This is a genomic window from Paenibacillus sp. 2TAB26 (genome assembly GCF_052115145.1).
Lineage (GTDB): Bacteria > Bacillota > Bacilli > Paenibacillales > Paenibacillaceae > Pristimantibacillus.
On the sequence record NZ_JBFRGC010000029.1, the window covers coordinates 43,782 to 67,059 of the forward strand.

At 43.4% G+C, this 23,278-nt stretch carries 17 protein-coding genes; all 17 read left to right on the forward strand.

The window, feature by feature from the left end:
• Positions 1–744 precede the first annotated feature (744 nt).
• The 17 genes from AB4Z50_RS28095 to AB4Z50_RS28175 all read left to right on the forward strand — a co-directional run bounded on the left by AB4Z50_RS28095 (position 745) and on the right by AB4Z50_RS28175 (position 23,254).
• Positions 745–1,008 carry a hypothetical protein gene (locus AB4Z50_RS28095; protein ID WP_441884530.1) on the forward strand — a complete coding sequence of 88 codons (264 nt, stop codon included), beginning with the start codon at positions 745–747 and terminating at the stop codon, positions 1,006–1,008.
• A 172-nt stretch (positions 1,009–1,180) separates the two neighbouring features.
• A complete protein-coding gene (locus AB4Z50_RS28100) occupies positions 1,181–1,777 on the forward strand; it encodes a hypothetical protein (RefSeq protein WP_441884532.1) in 597 nt (198 codons plus the stop codon).
• 206 nt (positions 1,778–1,983) lie between these two features.
• Positions 1,984–2,427, forward strand: coding sequence for a cell wall hydrolase (locus AB4Z50_RS28105; RefSeq protein ID WP_076270629.1), 444 nt, complete (start codon positions 1,984–1,986; stop codon positions 2,425–2,427).
• Between the two features lie 703 nt (positions 2,428–3,130).
• Positions 3,131–3,946, forward strand: a complete 816-nt coding sequence (gene phnX / locus AB4Z50_RS28110) for a phosphonoacetaldehyde hydrolase (protein ID WP_441884535.1) — start codon at positions 3,131–3,133, stop codon at positions 3,944–3,946.
• A complete protein-coding gene (locus tag AB4Z50_RS28115; protein ID WP_441884537.1) occupies positions 3,943–5,082 on the forward strand; it encodes a phosphonoacetaldehyde reductase in 1,140 nt (379 codons plus the stop codon). The genes phnX and AB4Z50_RS28115 overlap by 4 nt, the downstream gene beginning before the upstream one ends.
• A gap of 102 nt (positions 5,083–5,184) precedes the next feature.
• A complete protein-coding gene (locus AB4Z50_RS28120; protein ID WP_441884539.1) occupies positions 5,185–6,249 on the forward strand; it encodes a PhnD/SsuA/transferrin family substrate-binding protein in 1,065 nt (354 codons plus the stop codon).
• 69 nt (positions 6,250–6,318) lie between these two features.
• Positions 6,319–7,107, forward strand: a complete 789-nt coding sequence (gene phnC, locus AB4Z50_RS28125) for a phosphonate ABC transporter ATP-binding protein (RefSeq protein WP_441884541.1) — start codon at positions 6,319–6,321, stop codon at positions 7,105–7,107.
• Positions 7,097–7,882, forward strand: a complete 786-nt coding sequence (locus AB4Z50_RS28130) for a PhnE/PtxC family ABC transporter permease (protein WP_441884619.1) — start codon at positions 7,097–7,099, stop codon at positions 7,880–7,882. The genes phnC and AB4Z50_RS28130 overlap by 11 nt, the downstream gene beginning before the upstream one ends.
• 1 nt (position 7,883) lies before the next feature.
• The gene (locus AB4Z50_RS28135; protein ID WP_441884543.1) at positions 7,884–8,687 is read left to right on the forward strand and encodes a PhnE/PtxC family ABC transporter permease; all 804 of its coding nucleotides are present in this window, start codon (positions 7,884–7,886) and stop codon (positions 8,685–8,687) included.
• An 87-nt stretch (positions 8,688–8,774) separates the two neighbouring features.
• Entirely contained in the window at positions 8,775–9,608 is an 834-nt protein-coding gene (locus AB4Z50_RS28140) for a DeoR/GlpR family DNA-binding transcription regulator (protein WP_441884545.1), read from the forward strand.
• A gap of 395 nt (positions 9,609–10,003) precedes the next feature.
• Complete coding sequence (locus AB4Z50_RS28145; RefSeq protein WP_441884547.1) at positions 10,004–12,979, forward strand: LamG-like jellyroll fold domain-containing protein; 2,976 nt, start codon at positions 10,004–10,006, stop codon at positions 12,977–12,979.
• An 87-nt stretch (positions 12,980–13,066) separates the two neighbouring features.
• A complete protein-coding gene (locus AB4Z50_RS28150; RefSeq protein WP_441884621.1) occupies positions 13,067–14,674 on the forward strand; it encodes an S-layer homology domain-containing protein in 1,608 nt (535 codons plus the stop codon).
• A gap of 483 nt (positions 14,675–15,157) precedes the next feature.
• On the forward strand, positions 15,158–17,419 hold the full coding sequence (locus AB4Z50_RS28155; RefSeq protein WP_441884549.1) for a helix-turn-helix domain-containing protein: 2,262 nt from the start codon (positions 15,158–15,160) through the stop codon (positions 17,417–17,419).
• A 287-nt stretch (positions 17,420–17,706) separates the two neighbouring features.
• On the forward strand, positions 17,707–18,627 hold the full coding sequence (locus tag AB4Z50_RS28160; protein ID WP_441884551.1) for an ABC transporter permease: 921 nt from the start codon (positions 17,707–17,709) through the stop codon (positions 18,625–18,627).
• 10 nt (positions 18,628–18,637) lie between these two features.
• Positions 18,638–19,498 (forward strand): carbohydrate ABC transporter permease, encoded by an 861-nt coding sequence (locus AB4Z50_RS28165; protein ID WP_441884553.1) that lies wholly within the window; start codon positions 18,638–18,640, stop codon positions 19,496–19,498.
• A 57-nt stretch (positions 19,499–19,555) separates the two neighbouring features.
• A complete protein-coding gene (locus AB4Z50_RS28170; protein ID WP_441884555.1) occupies positions 19,556–21,178 on the forward strand; it encodes an extracellular solute-binding protein in 1,623 nt (540 codons plus the stop codon).
• A gap of 126 nt (positions 21,179–21,304) precedes the next feature.
• Positions 21,305–23,254, forward strand: a complete 1,950-nt coding sequence (locus AB4Z50_RS28175) for a heparinase II/III family protein (protein ID WP_441884557.1) — start codon at positions 21,305–21,307, stop codon at positions 23,252–23,254.
• The last annotated feature ends 24 nt before the right edge of the window (positions 23,255–23,278 follow it).

A 23,278-nucleotide genomic window follows, 5' to 3' on the forward strand; every position in this document is an offset into this window, starting at 1 on the left:
CTAGAATTATTAGGTCTAATGGGAAGTTTTATTATGAATTTTGGTGAATTAAGGAAACTGTATGTAGTCGAAAAGCAGATTAAGGGATTTAGTCCAAACACACTAAAAGCATACACCTTATAGCTACAGATGCTGGTTTCTAAATTTGGCTATCCCGACTATCAGGTGGTCATTATAGCGGCTTTTTGACCAATTAATTAAAGGCACTTTTTTTAGAATATTAGCCGCTGTTACTCAAATAAAGGGCAGTACAACTTAATATTGAACTTTAAAAAAAGGAACCTTTTATTATCGATGTGCGTCTATATTTACGGGAACAATGATCTCTAGTACAGGGAGTTAATTCTTGTTTTAACGGTCTTTTTGGAAAGGAGTGCTCGAATAAAAAAATGTTGGATTCTTGTTTTACTGACGGAGAACGATAGTTGAATCATACTTAATGTTGAGCAGGTGAGTGTTAGCCTGTTCATTTTTATTAAACTAAGAGTGATGCAATTGTTGATAAAAATTAAAGGCCAAATGCAAATCATTTGGGTGGTRGGTAAACTGTTTCCTATAAATTTAATTCTAACAATGATAGTTGTTGCTACCCTCATTATTGGATGTATATCACAACCAGTAAGACCAGATGATAAAGTTATTGAGGCCTTTATTAGTGACAATAACATTAACGTAATTGAGTTGGTGAAGTACAAGGAGTACACAGCAATTGCATATAAGAACGATACAGAGGTAGGTTTCTAATTGGATCAATCAGGTAATGGAACATTTTCGAAACATTGGGAGAATGTAGAGGGGACAAAGATTCCACAGCGATTCATTGGAGGTTTTTCTGACAAATACTTAGTTGAATTTATCATCGATGAGAGTATTTTAAATAAAATAAACACTTATACAACCAGAATAGGAACCTTTACAAAAGAACCAAATCAGAAGTGCTTTATATTCCCTACAGGAACAGGCGGTATTCAGTATTTTGACAAAAACAATAAACCGATTGAATTTTAGGAATTAAAATGGGTTGTACTAATGGAGAACGATTGTTCAATTTTAGAAGAGATACTACATGGCAGCCCTTATCTAAACTAACGACAGAATATTTCCAATATGTGAATTATGTATTTGTTTATCGACCATCTCTGCTGCTAGTTTTAGTTCAATAATTAAAAGGAGTCTAAGAATGACAAAAACGCAACTGCTACTGGCTGTTCAACTGCTGGTTTTTGTTCTTGCCGGTTGTTCTGATAACCAGGAAGATATCGCCTCAAAGAATAACCCAACCAAATTATCTGTTTTGCCAAACCAGAATATCGAAAACACCATCGATTCTGGGGAACATTCTAAATTAAGCCAACCAAATTCGATGATCGAATACGGCATCTCCAATTTGGAATTGACCCTGCCGAAGGGATGGAGCCTGAATACGGAGGACCACTTTGGCGCATCCCTCACCGACGAGAATGGAATCAATCTCGGAAGTGTTGTCACATACCCGTATACTGACGATTTCAGCTTTAACATGTATAAGCCGAACCATAGTGAAATTACAGATGAAGAAGTAATTGATACTTCCATCGGAAGCGGCAAGCTGTATACGCTCGACACGGATAACGGTACGGCCGCCTCTGGCCTGACTGGCACACATGACGTCTATTTCGCAGTCATACCTATTCAAGAAAAAATAATATATGTATTGGAATTCTCGAAGGATGATAAAGAGGCATCGACGAAAAAACAATTCATCAGTCTACTGAATGGGTTGCAGTTAAGAAAGTGATTGTCAGCCAAGCTGGACCTTTTGGAAATAGACGTAATCCTTTTTATAATTAGTGGACTGTAGATCTTAACAAGCAACCAATATTTCATTAAACTAACAGGCAGAAGAGTGTGGTGGGCAATTTATTATCGCTCTTTCTTATGCCAGAGTAACACATTCGCTTCACCTACAATATGATGAGTCTAGAAATCTAAAGAGGTGAGTCAATGGCAGTCGTAAAAGCAAGGCAACAGGATATTAACATGTTGGCAAGGTTGCTTCGAGCTGAAGCTGAGACCGAAGGCGAAATGGGAATGCTGCTTGTTGGAAATGTTGGCATTAACCGAATAAGAGGGAATTGCTCCGATTTTAAAGATATCCGGACAATTCCCCAAATGATCAACCAGGAGCATGCGTTCGAAGCGTTGCAACATAGTTTGTACTATCAGAATGCAAGAGACAGGGAACGCCGTCTGGCGCAACGGGCAGTGAATGGGGAGCGGAATTGGCCAGCCAAATTCTCCCTATGGTATTTCCGTCCAGGATCGTTCGAAAATCCCGGTCCATGTCCGCCAACTTGGTATAATCAGCCGCTCGCAGGACGTTGGAAGAAGCACTGCTTTTATGAACCGACCGGGGAAGAATGTGAAAATATCTATAATACGTTTTAATTTTATACATGCAAAGAGCTCATTAGTATCTCATAACCTGACTTGTCACAGCCATGTGTCGGTTGACAACAGCTTTATCTCATTAAGTGCCGCGTAAATCGCGGCTTTTTTGTGTTTAGTGTTTCGGAGACTATACCTACGTGGCAGGGCGTTCGATGTTGGATGACAAGAAAATTAGACAAAAGAATGAGGTTAGCTTTTAGTATCTGCTGGAGCGTGAGATTATGCATTCGCTGCGGCTCCTGGAAGTCGTGAAATACTTAAGGATAAGCGAGATGAGAAGATATTTTATGAGAGGGGACCTCTCTGCAGGGTACTGCGGGGAGGTTTTTTTGTTTGTTTATATTCTTAAGCATTCTAGTTCTAGCTAATAGCCTTTCCATTCTAATAATAAATGGATAAATATAATGTTGTATTTGAAAAAGTGATGGCATTAACCAACAACCCTCAGGAAGAAAGCTTGTTTTTCCCTAAGATGCCTTAATTCCTAGTCAGTTTTTTGCAGCACGTGATCAGGAAAATGTAGTATTGAGTGGTTTTAACCCGCGTTTTGCAGTTTTTTATGTTTTCGCAATGTTAAAACAGCATAAAAAAGCATTGAATTGTTAAAAGTACGTAAAATAAAGCAAATTATATTGCGGCTTTTTGAATTATTCTCTATAATCAGAGTTGTTCGACGAAGTTAATGAAATGAGGAGACGTAATGGACAACAATAACGAGCGCATTAAAGGGGTTATTTTCGATTGGGCAGGAACGGTCATTGATTATGGTTGCTTTGCCCCAATGCACGCATTTTTGGAATCATTCGATAAAGCGGGAGTGCCCATCACAAATCGGGAAGCAAGAGAACCTATGGGCATGTTGAAGTGGGATCATATTCAAGCGATATTGCAGATGGATAGGGTAAGGGGACAATGGATTGACAAGTACGGTACTGAACCTGTTAAAGAAGATATCGATCGATTATATTCCGATTTTGAATCGACCTTGATGGAGTCGTTAAAAGCGTATACGGATCCGATACCAGGAGCGTTGGAGACGATTAGTCTTCTCCGTGAAGCGGGGATCGTTATTGGCTCGACTACAGGCTACACCAAAGGAATGATGGATGTTATCGTGCCTGAGGCAAGGCGCAAAGGATATTCGCCTGACTTTATGATTGCTTCAGATGAGGTGAAAGCGGGACGCCCTTATCCGTATATGATATTCCGTAATATGACAGAACTCGGGATATTTCCTCCCGCTTCAGTGATGAAGGTCGGGGACACGGTATCTGACATTTATGAAGGAAAGAACGCAGGCGTCTGGACAGTGGCTATCATCTCGGGCAGCAGCGAGCTTGGACTGACACAATCAGAGGTAGAGATGATGGACGCAGGCGCGCTGAAAGCGCGCATGGACGAGACGAGAAAATCGTTCGAAAAAGCGGGAGCTGATTTCATTATTAATTCAATATCCCAGCTTCCAGCCGTGATAAAAGAACTTGAACTAAGCGGTCTAGCGAGGGAGCTCAGATGAATCATTACTTTAATCCGGTATCTATTTATTTCGGCGAAGCATCTCTTGGCGCGCTCTGCGATAAGTTAAAGCACGAGTATGCTAGGGTACGGCGCGTATTGCTTTTAACTAGAGGGTTTGAAGTCGAGAAATCCGAATGTTTGAAGCCTGTTCAGGACATTTTAGCCGATAAAGACGTTTTTATTCATGGAGTCACATTGAACAATCCCGACATTAAGGATATCTATCAACTTATTCAGCAGGTTAACTCATTCGATTATGAATTGATTGTCGCGATTGGCGGCGGAAGTGTAATGGACGCAGCAAAAACGTTAGCGGCACTGCAGCGCTTAAATCTGGACAGCCCAGAGGATGTTAGGAAGGCAATCACAGGCGAGCAATATAATAAACAAACAGGATTCGCGCCCTGGATCGGCATTCCGACTACCTCCGGAACGGGGTCTGAGGTAACGAGCTGGGCAACGATATGGGATGAGGAGCTCGGCTGCAAATATTCGGTATCCGATCAACGTTTGTTTGCAAGCGCGGCTTTGATTCTTCCTGAGTTAACCTTGACCATGCCGCTCCGCTTGAGCGTCTCAACGGCTCTGGATGCGTTATGCCATGCCACTGAAGCCTATTGGTCCGTCCATACCAACGAAATATCCCGCTTGTATGCTCTGGAAGCGATTGAACGAATTCGGAATGCGCTGCCATTGCTGAAAGAAAGTTCTGAGCAGCTTGGTTGCAGAGAGCAATTGTCACTAGGCAGCGTGCTTGCCGGTCTGGCCTTCAGCAATACGAGAACGACCGCTTGCCATTCCATTTCTTATCCGTTGACATTATCCTACGGCATTGATCATGGAATTGCTGCCAGCGTGACGTTAGCCACTGTTCTAAAGCATAACTATTCTACGTTAGTAGAGCCGATGAAGCTTCTTCATGCATTCGGAGCGGAGGATGTTCAAGGCGTGCAACGGTTTGTTCAATCCATTTATGAACTATACGGCTTGTCGGGCAACCTGAACGATTACGGCGTTACTGAAGAAGGAATTGCAGCCATTATCGCCCAAGCATACACAAAGGGAAGAATGGACAACAACCCCGCTCCTATTTCGCCTGAAGAACTGAAGCATATGCTCGTTTCACTGCTTTAAATTCACAGCGTCATGTTTGGCTTGTACTTCCATTACGCAAAGAACAGCCGACTACGCTTGATATAAGCATTCGAAATACAAAAAACAAAGGAGTGTTAGATGATGAAAAAGGCATTATCGATCGTTCTTACTTTTGTACTAATTACGGTTCTTGCTGCATGCGGAAGCAATAACTCAGCGGAGAATGGCAGCAGCAGTTCGAAACCGGCGAAATCGAAAGACACCATTACGATGGTCTGGTATCCGAATGAATCAGGAGCCGAATTGAAAGACGCACGCGATGAGTTTTCAAAAATTATTGAAGAAGCAACAGGCAAAAAAGTAGAACACCAAACGACGACCGACTATATTATCGCGATTGAAGCCATCGCAAACGGCAACGCGGATATTGGTTACATGGGAGCGCAAGGCTACATTGATGCTAACGCAAAGAACGATCAGGTTCAGTCTTTATTTGTGCAAAGCGGTGAGTCCGGAACGCTCGATGATGCTGTTTATTACAGCTGGCTCGCAGTTAACAAAGGCGAAGAATCTGAATACATGAATGGCAGCGATTTCGCTCTCGATAAAATGGAAGGCAAGAAATTTTCATTCGTATCGAATTCCTCTACATCCGGATTCAAGGTTCCATCGGCAGGCATTATCAGCTACTTCAGCAAAATGGACAAGTACAAGACGTTGACGACTGAAGATCTTCTGCAAGGCGGAGACGACAAATTGTTCAGTGAGGTTTTATTTGGCGGATCGCACCAAGGAGCGGCAGTCAACCTCTTGTCCGGCAAAGCCGACATTGCAGCATTCTGCGATACTTGCGTGGAGAACTATGTAGAGCTTGTATCCGGCGATGCGAATAAACCAGGTGCAGTATACAAAGTGAAAGAAGGTGCGGAAGAACCGTTCAATACACTAGCGAACAAAGAGTTCACTTTGATCTCTGTTACGCCTGTTCTAAACCAGCCTTTTGCAGTTAACAAAAACACACTTAGTGAAGAGGACCAACAGAAATTATTGGAAATATTCACATCTGACGCTGTAACGAATAACGAGAAAATTTTCCTTCCGAAAGATGGCGAAGGAACGAGCATCTTTAAGAAAAAATCGGGTAAAGAGAAATTTGTACCGGTGGACGACGCTTTCTTCAACCCGGTTCGCGAAATGGCTAAATAAGAAATATTATTCGGCATCGCGTCATACGGCCATTTTTAAAACAACTGGGAAAGAGAAAAGGAGTTACTCATGACAACGTTATTGGAATTCAAGCATGTATCGAAACAATACGGCTCGGATACAAAGGCGTTATCGAATGTTAACTTCGCTGTGAATGAAGGGGAGTTCGTTTCTGTCATCGGACCATCAGGGGCGGGCAAATCGACTCTCCTTCGCTGCATTAATCGAATGATTGAAGCAAGCAGCGGGGAGATCCTATTCGATAACAAGAATGTGTTAGCAATAAATAAGAAAGAGCTGAAGAGGCTAAGGACTCGAATCGGAATGATTTTTCAGCATTACAATCTGGTTAACCGGTTGAGTGTGTTCGAGAATGTTCTACATGGAAGGCTTGGGTATAAGTCTACCTTGGCTGGCGTGCTCGGTATTTATACTGAGGAGGAGAAGGTGAAGGCGTACGGTGTTCTGCAGATCCTGGGCTTGGAGGAGCAAGTCTATAAACGCTGTGATCAGTTAAGCGGCGGCCAGAAGCAACGCGTAGGCATTGCGCGGGCACTGATACAGGATCCGAAGATGCTCTTATGCGATGAGCCGATCGCATCATTGGATCCGAATGCTTCCAAAGTCATTATGGAGCATCTTCGCAATATTTGCTCCACTATGGGAATTACGGTCGTCGTCAATTTGCACCAAGTCGATGTAGCACTGAAATATTCGGATCGCATCATTGGAGTCAACAAAGGAACGGTCGTATACGATGGTACTCCGGAAGGATTGACGAAGGAGCGTCTTCATCACATATATGGCTCGGAGCTGGATGAGTTGCTTGATTCGAACGGTGGCCTTAATGCGGGATAACTTTTTTCTGCGAAAAAGACTGAACACCCTGTTGTTCTGCGCACTGATGCTTGGCGCTACGATGCTGGCGATAATAATTACGGAGTATGATGTGATAAAGGGATTTACTTCGATTCCTAAAGCGGTGCAATGGGCGGTCAGCAACTTTTATCCGGATGAGAAATCGATGATGAAACTGCCGGATATACTGGAAAAGCTCATAGAGACGCTATTGGTTTCCATCGCGGCAACGACCACGGCATCGGTATTTGCACTGGCTTTCGCAGTCCTAGGCTCGCAGACGACAGGTATAAACGGGGTATTCAGTCTGGCAAGCCGCTGGATTGCTACAATATTCCGTAATATCGACGTAGCTGCATGGTCGATGATATTGCTGTTCTCCTTCGGGATGAATGTGCTGACGGGTTATTTGGCATTGTTTTTCGGCTCATTCGGTTTTCTTACACGAGCTTTCATGGAGTCTATTGATGAAGTCAGCAACAGCTCCGTAGAAGCGTTAAGGGCTACAGGTGCGAGTTATCTGGCTATCATTGCACAGTCTGTCATTCCATCGAGTATTCCTCAGTTGCTGAGCTGGATCTTGTTCACGATCGAAACTAATATTAGACAAGCGACTTTAATTGGTATTCTAACCGGAACGGGCATTGGATTTTTATTCAATCTGTATTACAAAAGCTTGAACTACGGTGCCGCCTCCTTAGTCGTAGTCGTCATCGTCATTGCCATCATGATCATCGAGTCTGTATCAAGCTATGTGAGGAGAGTGATTATGTAACATGAATCGCATAGTTAAGCCCTTTAATAAAGCTTCATTCGTTATTCGACTAACTTTAATGACGCTAGTAGCGCTTTCGTTATTCGGTTTTTTCACGTTTGACTACAAGGATCTAAATCTCTTGGAGGCAGTGAAAGGCACGGGCGATACGCTCGGCACCATGTTCCTAGAAGCAAGGGCAAAGCATTTCACTTTAGCCGAGGCGCTGAAGCAAGTGGTCATCACGCTAGGGCTTGCTTTTTTAACGACGCTGTTTGGCGGGGTAATTGCTCTATTTCTTGGCTTACTTGCTGCGCGTAATCTATCGAGTCCGGCAGTATCGCTGCTCATTAGAAGCATCGTTGCCTTCATAAGAGCGGTTCCCACGGTATTATGGGTACTTATTTTTGCTGTAGCGGCAGGGCTTGGGAGTGTGGCCGCTGTTATAGGCATGACGTTCCACTCCGTGAGTTACTTAGTTAAAGCGTATTCCGAGTCTTTCGAAGAAATGGAGGATGGTGTTATTGAAGCGATGAAAGCCAGCGGAGCTAATTGGTGGCAGATTGTGTTTCAGGCTGTCCTTCCCTCTTCAATCTCGTATCTGATCTCTTGGACGTTTATGCGCTTCGAGATCAACTTCGTAGTTGCGTTAGCGATGGGCGCTGCGGCAGGGGCTGGAGGCATCGGCTATGATATGTTTATGGCCAGCAATTATTATTTCGATGTACGGGAAATCGGACTGATTACGTACATGATTTTGGCATTCGCTATTATTCTGGAAATCGTGGCGAGAATAATCAAGAAGAAATTGAAGATGAATGTGTAACGATTCGGCTTTTTTTATTTATGACGCAAAATAAAGCAAAAAATAGGATTGTCAAAGAACCAACCACTTGAGAACTGGCATTATCAAATGTATACTATTGATGTTGCAATTGATTGTACAATTGTCAGATTGTCGGAAGCGGGTGGATTCATGCTCCAAGAAGAGCGCTACAAAAAAATACAAGAAATATTAAAGCAAAACGATTCTGTTAAAGTAACCGATCTAGTCCATGTTCTCAATGTTTCGATTGATACAGTCAGACGGGATTTGGAAAATATGGAATCGAAGAAGCTGCTTAAGCGCGTCCATGGAGGCGCTATTCCAGCTGACGATCACGGAGACCAGAGTGTATTTTTTTATAGAGAGAATAGAAACAAAGAGAAAAAGATAGAGCTCGCTCAGTTGGTGTGCGAATATGTATCCGAAGGCCAAGCCATTGCTTTAAATGCGGGGACGACAACTTTGGAGATCGCCAAGAAGCTCTCCGAAAATTTCGAAAGGCTGACGATTATATCGAACGGATTGCGTATTATCGAACAATTCTCCAACAAGGCGAGCTTCACTGTCATTGTGCCAGGCGGCATTTTGGACCAACAAGAATACGCGTTATATGGGAAGAAGTGTGAAGAGGATATCGCCGGATACAATATTGACCAGGTATTTATTTCGATTAATGCGATTTCGGTTAACAAAGGTTTAACTGATTTCCGTATTCATGAAATCGATATTATTAAGGCGATGATAGGAAGTGCCAGGCAGATTAATGTTGCGGCCGATTCCAGCAAATTCGAGAAGGTTTCTTATTTGAATGTTTGTCCGCTGGATCAGATTGATATGATTATTACGGACTCTTCAATTAATGAAGATATTGTGAAAAAGTATAAACATTCAGGAATGAAAGTCGTTTACAAACAGAGTTAGCCGGTAATGGACGGACAGAACAGGAATCGCCAAGGCAGCCTTTCCCGCTTTAACAGCGGGAAGGGCTTTTTTTTTATATAATTTGCATTTTTAAAAATTAATATACTGCATAAAGTATTAAGTTACTGTTAAAAACAGCAAAATGTATTGCTTTAAAATGCATTATTTCTATATACTTTAAAAAGCATGAACCATAGGTGCTTAACTTTACCTTGCTGTAGTTCAACAGCATGCTTCGATTCGGGCGATGGGGAATGACAAACTGATTTGAGAGGGTGAGTTACGTATAAGGCAATGGTCAATACGATAAAGCAAACAGACGATAACCTTACCTCAGGATGCGGATCGGTATTAATTTTATCTTTATTAATCAAATGGCAGAAAGGGCGATAATTGTGAAAAAAAGAAGGTTATTCATTACATTGACGTTAGCCGTCATGATGGTTATGCAAGGCTTCATGACTCCGGTACAAGCTGAGGAGTCTGGCGACCCTTACGGATTGGTCTTTAATGCGGCGAAAAGCAACGCTGTAGAACTTAATGAGAAGCTGAGCAATGTACCGTCCACCTTTGAGATGCGCGCTAAATTTGCAGTTAACCCCAATCAGCGTCAGGTTTTGTTCGGGAATTACAACGCGAATGCAGGCACTCAATTTAACCTTGAACTCAAAGCCGACAACCAATTCCGTTATTATGAACTATCCAATTCAAAGCTGATCGATAAATCGACCCAAGGCGCAAATATTGCGACGGGGAAATGGACGCATCTGGCGGTGACCAGAGACGTTGTGAATAAGAGAGTAACCGTTATCCAAGATGGAGCCGTTATTGCCACCTTTGAAAATCTGGATTTGGCTGCACAGGTCACTCCTCAGTACGTACACAGCATCGGAAAGGACACAAGGAATTCCATGCACATTAGAGCGGAGGTCGCAGAGGTTAGATTGTGGAGTGATGTCCGTACGTTGGATGAGATTAAAGATAATGTCAATATAGAAATCAAGGGCAGTGAAGAAGGTTTAATGCATGCTTGGTCACTGGACAGCTCTGTGCCTCTTACGAATATGGTAGTCGATAAAGCCGGTAAAATTAACGGTACAGCGCTTGGCTTCAAAAAAGCTTATGAGATCGAAACGCCTTACATTAGCGAATTTGAAGGAACTGGCACTGATTTTACCAATGGACAATTGGAATTAATGACTGAGGAACGTTTATCGGATGCCCCTCGTACGGTTGAAGCTTGGGTAAATGTACCGGCCAATACACCAAAGGATCAACCAGTTGGAGTAGTTTTGGGGAATTACGAAGATCAATATTATAGTGATGTTTCCCGGTTTAACTTTGAAATTGGCAGCAACGGCAATCCGAAATTGTACTGGAGAGCCGATAAAAGCAGTGAAATCAATTACTATTCGGATATTAACGTAAATGTCGGCGATTGGGTTCATGTCGCTATGGTATTGGATGACAAGAACAATACAGCGAGTACTTATATCAATGGAGAAAAACTAGAAGAGGAGGTTTTGAAGGCGAAGATTCCGAACGACAGGACCGCACGCGAGCTGAAGATCGGTTCGGATTTTAGAGGATATGGCACAGACGGCAAGCCGCTGATGACATTCAAGGGTCAAATCGCCGATGTTCGTGTATGGTCCACTATCCGAACGGACGAAGAGATAAAAACGAATTATAAGGTTTCATTGCAAGGAAATGAAGCGGGATTGATGGGGAACTGGAAGCTCAATCAAGCCGCTAATGGCGTGTATCCGGATGTCTCCGCCAATAAGAACGATGGAATCATCTACGATAATGAATCGACTAATTGGCTAGAGCCCGAATTTGCAGAAGGTGATTATACGATCGCTGTTATTCCTGACACCCAGTATATGACGAGGTTGCATCCTGAAGAGATGAAGAAATATATGAAATGGATCAAGGATCATGCTGACGATATGAATATCAAGTTGGCGATAGGCGTGGGCGATATCGTAGATACGGCATCGAGCACAGCAGAATGGGCGGTCGCATCTGAAGCGTATTCGTATTTGGATGGCATAGTACCTTATGTGGCGCCACCAGGCAATCACGACGTGATTTTGAATAAAACGAATTTGACCCGCAATTACACGAATTACAACAATTACTTTCCGTACAGCAAATATTCCAAGTTATCCACCTTCGGAGGAGCTTTTCAAGAAGGCAAAATGGAGAATACGTACCATTACTTCGATATAGGCGGCGTGCAGTATATGGTCATTGCGATGGAGTTTGCTCCAAACGATGACGTATTGGCATGGGCGAATCAAATCGCGACTGAAAACCCAGATAAACGAATTATCGTCGAAACTCATAATTATGTGTATCACAACGGAGAGCTTATTAGCACCCGCCATATCGATTACCCGACCGCTTATATCAATGACGCAAATAACGGCGATGATATGTGGAATGAATTCGTAAGCAAACACGAAAACATTGTGCTGGTACTTTCGGGGCATATTGGCTATCCGGATCTTGTTGTGAGAGAGGATATCGGCGAACATGGCAATTCAGTCCAGCAAATGCTGGTGGATGCCCAATTCATGCAGCCGCGAGACTTAGGCATGCTTATGCTGATGACGTTCAAGGAAGGCAGCAACAATGTGAATGTGAATTGGTATTCCGTCAAAAATGACAAACTGTTCCGCGACAAAAACCAATTCGCTATGGATCTTAATTTGTATCCGGACGATGAACCGAATCCCGGCGAGAATGGGATGCAACTGAGTGCCGTGGATCAATCCGTTACGAAGGGTAGTATTTTCAAGGTACCTGTTAACGTAGAGCAGGCATCTGATCTCGTTGGTCTTGAAGGCGTCATTCGTTATGATGAAGAACTGCTGACACTAGAATCGTTTGAGTTAACGAAGTTTAAGGAAACAAACGCTACCAATACAGCAACACCTGGTACAGTCAGCTTCGCAAGTGTATCTGATGCTGCACTTGGTACGGACGAGCCAACGGTGGTTGCCAACCTGGTATTCCGCGCCAAAGCGGATATTGCAAAGGATGAAACGACAGCGATTTCGTTCGAGCTTTTGCAGGCGATAACGATGAACGCCACAGGCGAGACGGCATATGCGCGGATCGGATCGAAGAATGCAGCGATTACCATTACAAATATGATGCTTGGCGACGTTAATGGAGACAACAAAATTGATGTAATGGATGCGACGGGAATTCTTAAACTAATTGTTATTGGTCCAAGTAAAGAGAATGCAGCTCAATATGCGGCTGCGGATGTGAATGGCGATAAAGCGGTTGATACGCTCGATGTTCTAGCACTATTGCAGATCATTGCGGACAAGCTAGCCGGACCGAATATTAAATAATAAACTATCGAGCGGGGAAGGCGACAGAACGCCTTCCCCCTTAATCAAGAAAGGACGATTCCTATGAAAATAAGGCATTTGTGGAAAGTGATAGGCTGTTTGCTCATCCTCTCGTTCTTGCTTCAAAATGTTAGTTATGCCATTTCGTCGCCAACAGTTAATCCGGAGTTGGAAGTGAAGTCCGCACAAGCCTCGCCTGGGAAAAGCGCGACCGTGGACATCGTAATTCACCGATCGAAAGGGCTAAAGACGTTTGAATTTCAATTGAATTACGATCACACAGCCCTTGAATTGTCGGGAGGAGTGGTTAAGAAAGGGAAGGATGTTGCCGATTGGCTGTACGAGTACCATGTGGATTCCGCAAGAGGAACGGTAAAAGTGGCTGCCGTCAACTCCGACGGATTTAAGACAAATGATACGGTGGTCGTGATGAGTTTGACGTTCAAGGCTATTGGAGAAGCAGGGGTTTCGGAGTTTGCCGTAATTGATTTAAAGGCGTATAAGGATTTGAATACATCGGCAGTTATGACAAGCAAGACGGGAGGCTTTGAGATCGTTTCTCCGCTGCAACCGACACCGAAGCCGGAATCGAGTCCATCCACGAATCCAAGTCCAACCCCAATTCAAGAATCGAATGGGCATGTAAGTGTACGGGTAGAGGACGAGTTTGTGAGGGGTAATATAAGAGAAAGTCAATATAAGAACGTAACGTTCACCATCACTGTACCTAAGACTGCAAAAAGCGTCGAAGCCATTATTAGCGGTGAATCCGCAAAGCTTATCGCCCAAAGCGGTAAGAAGTTAGTCATTCAAACGTCTATCGGCGATCTAGAAATAAACGGCGAAACCATTGCGGAATTAGGTGGTGAAAACATCACAATCAGAATCGAGCATGAAGCACCAGTTGATGGAAAGCCGGCAAGAACGGTTGTAATTATCGTTGACGGTAAGAAAGTAACGAATTTTAGCAGCAATATTAAAGTAAGTGTTCCTTATGAGGTGAAAATGAATGAATTTAATGAGCGAATCATCGTCTATCGAATGAATGAGGGACAAAAAGTGATTGTTGCTCAAGCTATGGCGAATGACGGTAAGGTTGTATTTTTGACTCGGCAGGCTTCCACATTTGTTATTGCATACAACTCGAAGGTTTATGCAGATATGAGGAAGCATTGGGCAACATACAGCGTGGATTTTGTGGCAGCGAGGGAGCTTTTTCAAGGGGTCTCGAGTAGTGTTTTTGCACCAAACAGCACAATGACCAGAGGTATGCTGGCAACAGTGCTAGGCAGGCTTAGTGGCGTGGATATGGCTGCCTCTAAGACAACTTTCGATGATGTGGATGCTGACAAGTATTATGCTCCTTTTATTGCTTTTGCAAGTGATAATAGGATTGTAAACGGAATAGGAAATGGCAAGTTCGCTCCGGATAAAGATGTTACAAGAGAAGAAATGGCCCAAATGATCGCAAATTTCATGAACTATGCAGCCATATCGGTTACTGAAGCAGATGCAGTACTTCCTTTTGCAGATGAACAATTCATCTCAGGATGGGCTTTGCCTGCTATTCAACAATTGCAGCGTTATGGAATCATTAGTGGCAGACCAGGCAATCAATTTGATGCTAAAGGCAAGTTGACTAGAGCAGAAATAGCAAAAGTGATTTCGGTGCTGATCGAGCGGATTGTTCAATAAGAAATAAACCAGTGGCTATATGGGACCCTAGTTAAATTTAGGATATTTATAACATTCAGACTTTATATCCGACTCTAGATTCTCTTTCTGAGATACGGTGAAAGAGAAGGCTAGGGTCGTGAACAATACTGCTAAATTCAAAAAAATATTTCTTTTCCTATATGATCTCATTCTACATGTAACTTTAAAGCTCATTAATTTCAGTACGATTATACATGTAACTCATATGAATATACATGGATGAGTACAATAATTTTCTCTACAATTAGACAATAGGTCATATAGAATGACTCAATTATAAAAAGCAGCTGTGAGTTAGAACCGCTTTGTGAGTTTTGGTGATAGACGGTATTTTCACATTCATATATAGTGTAAGTTATGATATTTTCGAAGAATGTAAGCGTATACGAGTAACCAATGAGGATATTTGCTTTCTTATTAGGTTATTTTCAGCTCAGAAGGAATTGCCAAGGGGAGATAAAATTGCTTAGAAAGTCTTTTTTCACAAAACTACTTATCGCTTATCTTATTATTGTATTCGCTTACACTATGATTGCGGTCTGCCTGTCTTTCTTTAAGGACAGCCAAAGAGTGCGATCGGAATTGAGTCAAAACCAGCAAAATTTCCTCATGCAATCTCGCGACAATATTGACACGAAACTCGGCGTTTCTTTCAACTTAATCGCGCAATTGAGATTAAATGAGCATGTTGTTAAATTCGCTGAAAAAGATCGTAATTACTATGAGATCACACAAACTTCTTATGCACTGCAAAATCATATAGACGCATTCTCTGAATTCGGCTATAGCATCGATCTAATGAAGACTAACGACGATTTGGTCATTACGCCGCAAATTTCATCGGATAGAAGACGCTATATGGAAGATATGGGAATGACGAATGAGGATCTTGCACAATTAGGAACAGACAGCACGAGTCCAACCATAACACTATCGAGCAGCAAAAATATAATTTCTAAGAGCGATGAAAACGCATCGATAATAATCGTTAATCCGGAACGGGTAGGAATAGGAAATTCATTATTTTTTGTTGTCTCATTCTTCGAACAATTGTTGCTACCGTCCCTATCGCCTGATATGCAAGAAGCTTTTGCCATAATTGAGAATGGTCGATACGTTACGCTCAAATCAAGCTTTGACGATAAACGGGGGAAGCAATTGCTTGCCTATCCACTGCGAGAACTAGATGAACAGGCAACCGGGGATTATACGAAGCTATCCAATGATGAATTTGATTTCCATTTGATTCGCTCAAAAACGATGCCACAATGGACGTATATGTATGTTACACAGAACTACTCGTTGGTAGATTCCTTTTCACCGAATTTGAAAGGGGCTGTGCTTTTATTAGCCATTCTTATCTTTGTGGGACTAGCATTCGCCTATATGGTTTCCAAGCGCATGTACCGACCTGTCGGTCATCTCGTCGGATTGTTCAAAAGCTACGGGGAACCTACGGGAGCAGACGAATTCGCCTTCCTGAATGAGACGGTGACGAGTATAAGTAAGGCTAATGAACAGATGAAAACCGCGTTGCATGAGCACAGGCTTTCAATGAGAGACAAGTTCCTGCGGGATTTGCTCTATGGACTCGTTCCTCCTGACAAGGTGGATGATCTGCTAAATACACATCAACTGCAAAGCCTATCTACCGCTTTAAGCGTTTGCGTAGTTTCATTCTCGAACGATAAAGAATTGGAGGAGCAATATTCGAAAGACGCAATTCTTACGATAAAATCAAAGACTTCCTTGATCATTCATGAACAAATGAAAGTCCATTTCCCTTGCGAGCTGCTTGATCACGATTTCACCAAATTTGTCTTCATAATCAAGGATTCAGATACGGAATCCATTCAGAAGAAGCTCATGAAAGCGATGGCTCAAATCGAGGACGCACATGCGTACGGATTGACTGCAGCTGTTGGCAGGCCTGTAGCATCTGCTGGCGAAATTGACCGCTCCTTTATCCAGGCGCTTGATACCCTGAAGAGGAAATCGGCAGTTGATAAGACTTCCGTCATTACTTATAAACAGCTCAGTCAAGTTCAGATGGTCAGCTATTATTATCCTATCGATACGGAGCGAGAGCTGATCAGCTATGTGATTCGGGGCAAGCGGGCAAATGCATTACATACACTAAACCTCCTTCTATCGGAAAATTTGGAGCAAAGACAGTTAACACCGCAGCAGCTCGACCAGTTCTGTTTGCTTGTATTAGCTACTCTGAGTCGAATTATCCAGCAACTGAACATGTCCTTCGAAGAGTTTGTTCGAGCACACAAAGAATCTTTGGACATCGTTCAGAACGGCGAATCGAAGGAACGAATGGTTTCGGCCATCACGACCCTGTTTAGCGCCATGATTGATACGATTGATCAGCAGAATGAGATGATGGATAATAGCACTGTTCAACGTATGATCGAATATATACATGACAACTACAACAAGGATTTATCGCTTAGCATGATAGCGGAGGAGTTTAACTTCTCTCCTGGTTACGTCAGCATCGCGTTCAAAAATCATTCCGGCGAAAATTTTAAAGATTATTTAAATTTTTATCGCGTGCAGCAAGCGAAAGAAATGATGCGCCAGCAGAAAGATATTAAGATTGGCGATTTGGCACTGATGGTCGGTTGCAACAATACGAACACGTTTATTCGAATGTTCCGCAAGTATGAAGGTTTAGCTCCCGGCCAGTACGCAAAGAAGCTTAGCGAGAAGTAGTAAGGCTTCATACAATGAGAATCGTTGATTCATAAAAAGCCGCCTAGCCTAAGTGCCAGGCGGCTTTTGTATGTTCGACAGACACTTTCCTCAATGAAGGGAAAGTGTTGATACATGAAATAATGCACATTATGGACTACGACATAAAGAGTTGATGCTAGATGAAATAATGGCGATAGACAGCGCTTTCATTCGTATCTATAGTTTGAATTGCAACGCTGACCTTTCAAATGGGAGCGCTCCTAAGGAAATCAGCTAAACATCATTGCGAGAGGAGAAGAGGATGCGTGCTGCTTAACTTTAAACAAATAAAAGCCAATCTGATCAGGGACCGTTATCTTTATCTGCTCCTGATACCGTTCCTGGCTTGGTATATCATTTTTGCGTATAAGCCGATGTATGGCTTACAAATCGCCTTTAAGGATTTCAGTGTATATAAAGGAATCGAAGCGAGTCCTTGGGTTGGGTTTGAACATTTCGAGACGTTTTTTAAAAGTCCGTATTTTTGGCGGCTATTAAAAAACACCGTGTTGCTCAGTTTTTATCAATTGCTGTTCGCATTTCCTGTACCGATTATCCTCGCTTTGTTACTAAACGAATTGAAGAGCGGGATTTTCAAAGCAACGGTACAGACTTTTACGTATTTGCCCCATTTTATTTCGGTCGTTGTCGTAGCTGGGATTGTTACCAACTTTTTGGCTCCTAGCAACGGTATTATCAATATCCTCATTGAGATGGTAGGGGGCGAAAAGCAATACTTTCTGACCAATCCCGATTATTTCCGTACGATTTTTATCGGGTCCATGGATATTTGGAAGGAAGCGGGATTTGGTACTATCATCTATTTAGCCGCTTTGTCTGGTGTCAATCCTGCCTTGTACGAAGCAGCGGTTATCGATGGAGCTAATAGATGGAAGCAAACATGGCATATCACGCTTCCCGCCATCATTCCGACGATCGCAATCATGCTTGTCATGAAGGTGGGTTCTATGCTGGAAGTCGGATATGAAGCGATCATTCTTCTATATCAGCCGGCCACCTATGAGGCGGCCGACGTTATTAACACCTACGTGTACCGGTCTGGTCTTCAGGATGCACGTTACGACCTGGCGACAGCGGTGGGACTGTTCAATGCCGTCGTTGGATTTATTCTCGTCGTATTTGCCAACAAGATGAGCAAGAAGTTAACGGAGACTGGATTATGGTAGGTGATGGAAGATGAAAAAAACCAGAGGCGAAAAGCTGTTTTATATTTTTAATTGTGTATTTCTTGGAATTATCGCTTTGCTTGCGTTGTACCCGTTTGTCTATGTCTTATCTGCATCCTTAAGCTCCTCCCAATCGGTCGTTACAGGCAAGGTGATCTTGCTGCCGCACGATATTAACTTTGACTCCTATGCAAAGGTACTATCGGAAAAGGGAATTTGGATTGCCTATTTAAACACGTTTTATTACACCATATTCGGTGTAATCGTCAATTTAATTCTCACCATTTGTGGTGCCTATGCCTTATCCAAGAAACGGGTTATGGGGCGTACGGCCATCAGCTTCTTTATCGCGCTGACGATGTGGTTCCAACCCGGCATGATTCCGACCTATCTTAATTTTCGAGATTTGAACATGCTCGACAGTAGATTTACGATTATTATCGGTTTCGCAATTACGACTTTCTATGTCTTCCTCATGAGAACGTTCTTCCAGACCATCCCGGAGGAACTCGAGGAAGCGGCTAAGGTTGACGGTGCAAATGATCTTACGATCTTATGGAAAGTATATTTGCCGCTGTCCAAAGCTTCGCTTGTGACGATCGGATTGTTCTATGCGGTGCATCGATGGAACGGTTATTTCTGGACGATGATCCTGCTGAGAGACGAGAACAAGGTACCGCTGCAAGTCCTGCTAAAGAAACTCATCGTAGAGATGAACGTGAGCGACGAGATGGGCAATATGGCGGTATATTCAAAGGAAACAATTATTTATGCAACGATCATCGTCTCCATTATTCCGATTGTTGCAGCCTATCCCTTCATTCAGAAATATTTTGTCAAAGGCACCATGATCGGCTCCGTCAAAGGCTAGTGGCTGCTTCAATCTTTTATTATGAAATCAAGAAACCAATATTGGGAGGTCATAAATATGGGTAACAAAAAAAGGATAAAAGCATCTGCATTAATCATGGTAACAGTCGGTATGCTGCTAGCGGGCTGTAGCAACAATAATGTGCCGCAAAATAGTGGAAGTCCTGCGAATAATTCAAAAGAAGCGGATACAAAGCAGCTATCCGGGCAACTAATCGCAAAAGACCCGCTTGAGCTGACGATCCATATGCACTACTCAGATAAGTTTATTTTCGACGATAACTGGCCCATCTTCAAAGAAGCGGCAGCGATGACCAATATTAAGTTGAAAGGAACGGCATCTAAAGCTTCGACGAATAGTAAAGAACTGTTCAATACAATGATGGCTTCCGGGAAAATTCCTGATTTGGTTCATCATCAAATTAAGGAGCAGTACGACAGCCTAGGGGTTGAAGGAGCCTTTCTTGAGCTAGATGGACTGATTGAAGAACATGCCCCGAACATTAAAAAGTTCTTTTCCGAACATCCTGATGCAGCCAAATATATGAAAGCCAATAACGGCAAAACGTATTTCCTTAACTTTACTCCGGACGGACCGGCTGCTAGGGGCTGGTTTGTACGCCAGGATTGGCTGGAAAAACTGGGACTTGAGCAACCGAAAACGGTAGATGAGCTGTATGCACTATTGAAAGCATTCAAAGAAAAGGATCCGAACGGCAACGGAGCAAMGGATGAAATTCCATATTTCAGCAGGTCGAAGCTGGACGGAATTTACGACCTGCTGATCCAGTGGGGTGTGCAGGGCGGGGCTGATGCAGCCAAACGTGGATTTTACGCGGACAACGGTGTCGTCAAGTACGGCATGTATGAGCCAGGATATAAGACGGCAATCGAAAATATTGCGAAGTGGTACAAGGAAGGCTTAATTGATAAAGAAATTTTCACCCGCGGAGCGAAAGCGCGTGACATTTTGCTCGGAGACAATGTCGGCGGCATGACGCACGATTGGTTCGCCAGCACGGCTAATTTCAATGATATTCTTGCGTCTAAGATTCCTAGCTTCTCCTTTGTTCCGATGACGCCACCAGTGAATACTGAGGGCAAAGTTGTCGAAGAGAGTTCCCGTAAAGGGACGCATGCGAGCGGATGGGGAATCTCAGCGAGTACCAAGCATCCCGTCGAAGCGATCAAATATATGGATTTCTGGTTCTCCGAGGAGGGTCGGAGACTGATGAACTTTGGCATCGAAGGAAAGGACTATGACCTCGTGGACGGCGAGCCGAAGTTTAAAGACTCCGTATTGAAAAATAAAGAAAAGACAGTTATTCAACAGCTTCAGGAAGAGGGAGCTCAGATCGAGCTGGCCTTCCATCAAGACTATGCTTACGAAGAACAATGGACAAACGCGACTGCGTTGAAAGGTATCAAGGAATACATTGACAATGGTTATATTATGCAGGCCTACCCGCCGATCTCTTATACGGATGAGGAACGGACCAAATTTGAGGAGCTAAACGCGGGCGTATTGACCTACGTCGAGGAAAAGCTGCAGAGATGGGTGCTCGGCGTAGAACCGATCAACGATGAGACATTCAGCAAGTATATTAAGGAGTTGGAAGACTTAGGCATCAAGCAATTGCTTGAACTGGAACAAGGTGCATATGACCGTTACATGAAATAGTTGGAACCCCTCCCTCCGGAGTTGTGATCATTTCGGAGGGAGTATTCCTTCTGAATTGTACACGTTATCGAAAATGTGATCGAGAACATCGTAACGAAACAAAAATTATATGATGGAGATGAAGAAATGAATCTGCAATCATTGTTGATTGAGCCGATAAGTACAACAGAGCTGCTAGCTAACTTGCGTTCGCGGCTAGAGCCGATGGAAGATAAAGCCGCCTATATAGCAGCCCATATGCCTGATCATGTGCGCGAGACGATCGCGAATGCAGAACTCGCTTATCGAGGTATGATCATGCTTCCCGGTACGGGGGGAGTCAGGGAGTTTGTAGGGCACCCGCCTAACTGGCTGGAGCGCAGACATAATGATAATGAATATTTATGGCAGCTGAATCGCATGACACATTGGCAGGACTTGCTGGAAGCCTATTCTCTCACTAAGGATGTAAAGTACGGTGTTAAGGTCATCGACGAAATGATGGACTGGATCGAGTTCGTCACTATTCCCGAGGACTTACTCGATAAGCCGCTTGACTATTTTACGGAATGCCATCCGCTCAGGGTTTTGGAGATTGGTATTCGAGCCTACAAAATTTGGCCGCTTATCCTGGAGCATCTAGGTCATTCAGAGCTGTTTACGGAGGCAGTGTTGGAGCAGTATTTAACGGTCATTTACAAGCAAATAAAAGCTCTGCGCAACGTGTCGCCTCAGCTGTGGCCTAAAGCGGATCATAATCATTATTTAATGGAGTGTTTGGGTCTTCTGACGACGGCTCTTTATTTTCCCGAGCTGAAAGAAGCGGAAGAATGGAAGGCTTTTGCGATCGATGGCATCGAGAAGTGCAGCATAGGGCAGCTGACGGAGGACGGCGGTCAAATCGAGGGTTGCCCATCGTATCATAATGGCTGCATGTTCTGGTTCGGGCTGGCTGTGGTTCTGGCTAAACGTTTCCATTTTCAGTTCTCACCAGCGTACATGGAGCGGTTTAGGAAAAATTTGGATTACTCGATCTACTCGTTAAGACCAACCGGGAAATGTGTGCCTGTCGGTGATTCCTATGCGAATCCCCTTGCTGTAATGTCCGGCGTCTATGGGTACTTTGCATTGGAGGATGTATCCTGGCTCGGACTTGCAACGAATTTGATCGATGTGAACGAGGTGGTACGGGAAGCAAGCAAGCATGTATGGAGAGCGCTCGATGTCAGTAAATTCGTGGAAGAGCTGTATTCCCTGCAGGGCAGACAGTTTGTACTAGATAAGCCGACGACGTTTTGGAATCGAACGTTGCATCAAGCAATTATCCGCAGCGGCTGGGATTCAAAGGCTCTTAGTTTTTTGTTTACATGTAAAAGCCCTGTTCAGAATGCCCATGCCCACATTGATTTGATGAGCTTTGATTTTACTGCGCTCGGAAAAGACATGATTTGCGATCCCGGATTTTTTTGTTATCGAGATGATGAGGACCGCAAACAGTTCAAGAGTTCAAATTTTCACTCTACGCTGCTAATCGATGAGCGAGATCATTTTGAGTATATTCGCCCCTTTCAATACGGACCGCAAAAACCCGGCGGAATCTACAATGTGGAGGATAGAGGTTTCTACCGGCTCGCCAGCGCCTGCCATACAAACTACGAACCGGTGATTCATCACCGGCATATTTCACTGGTCGATAATCGGTTCGTTCTTATTGCGGATCGGGTAGATGGGCTGAATAACCATAGCGTTCAGCGCTATTTCCATCTGGATTTTGTCGAAGTGAAGGCGAACTTGGGCGGCGTGATTGCGACGAGCGAAATTGCGAATCTGGTGATTGCGACAAGCTATATAGGAGAATTGGATTTTCTACAAGGAAGGTTGTCTGATGAGACCGATCTCTCAAGGCCTTCGACAAGGGTACGCTTCCAAGATAGATTCAGCGGTACGGTTACTTTCTTGACGGTGCTTATTCCTTTCCAAGGGGGACAGCAGCCTGCTGTTCAGATTGTTGAAACAGCGGATGGTGTATTTAACTTCGAGCTTGGAGAGCGATACTTTGTTTCAATACACGAAAGAGATATGCACATATCCAAATAGGTTTGAAAAGGCGAAACCCTTAGA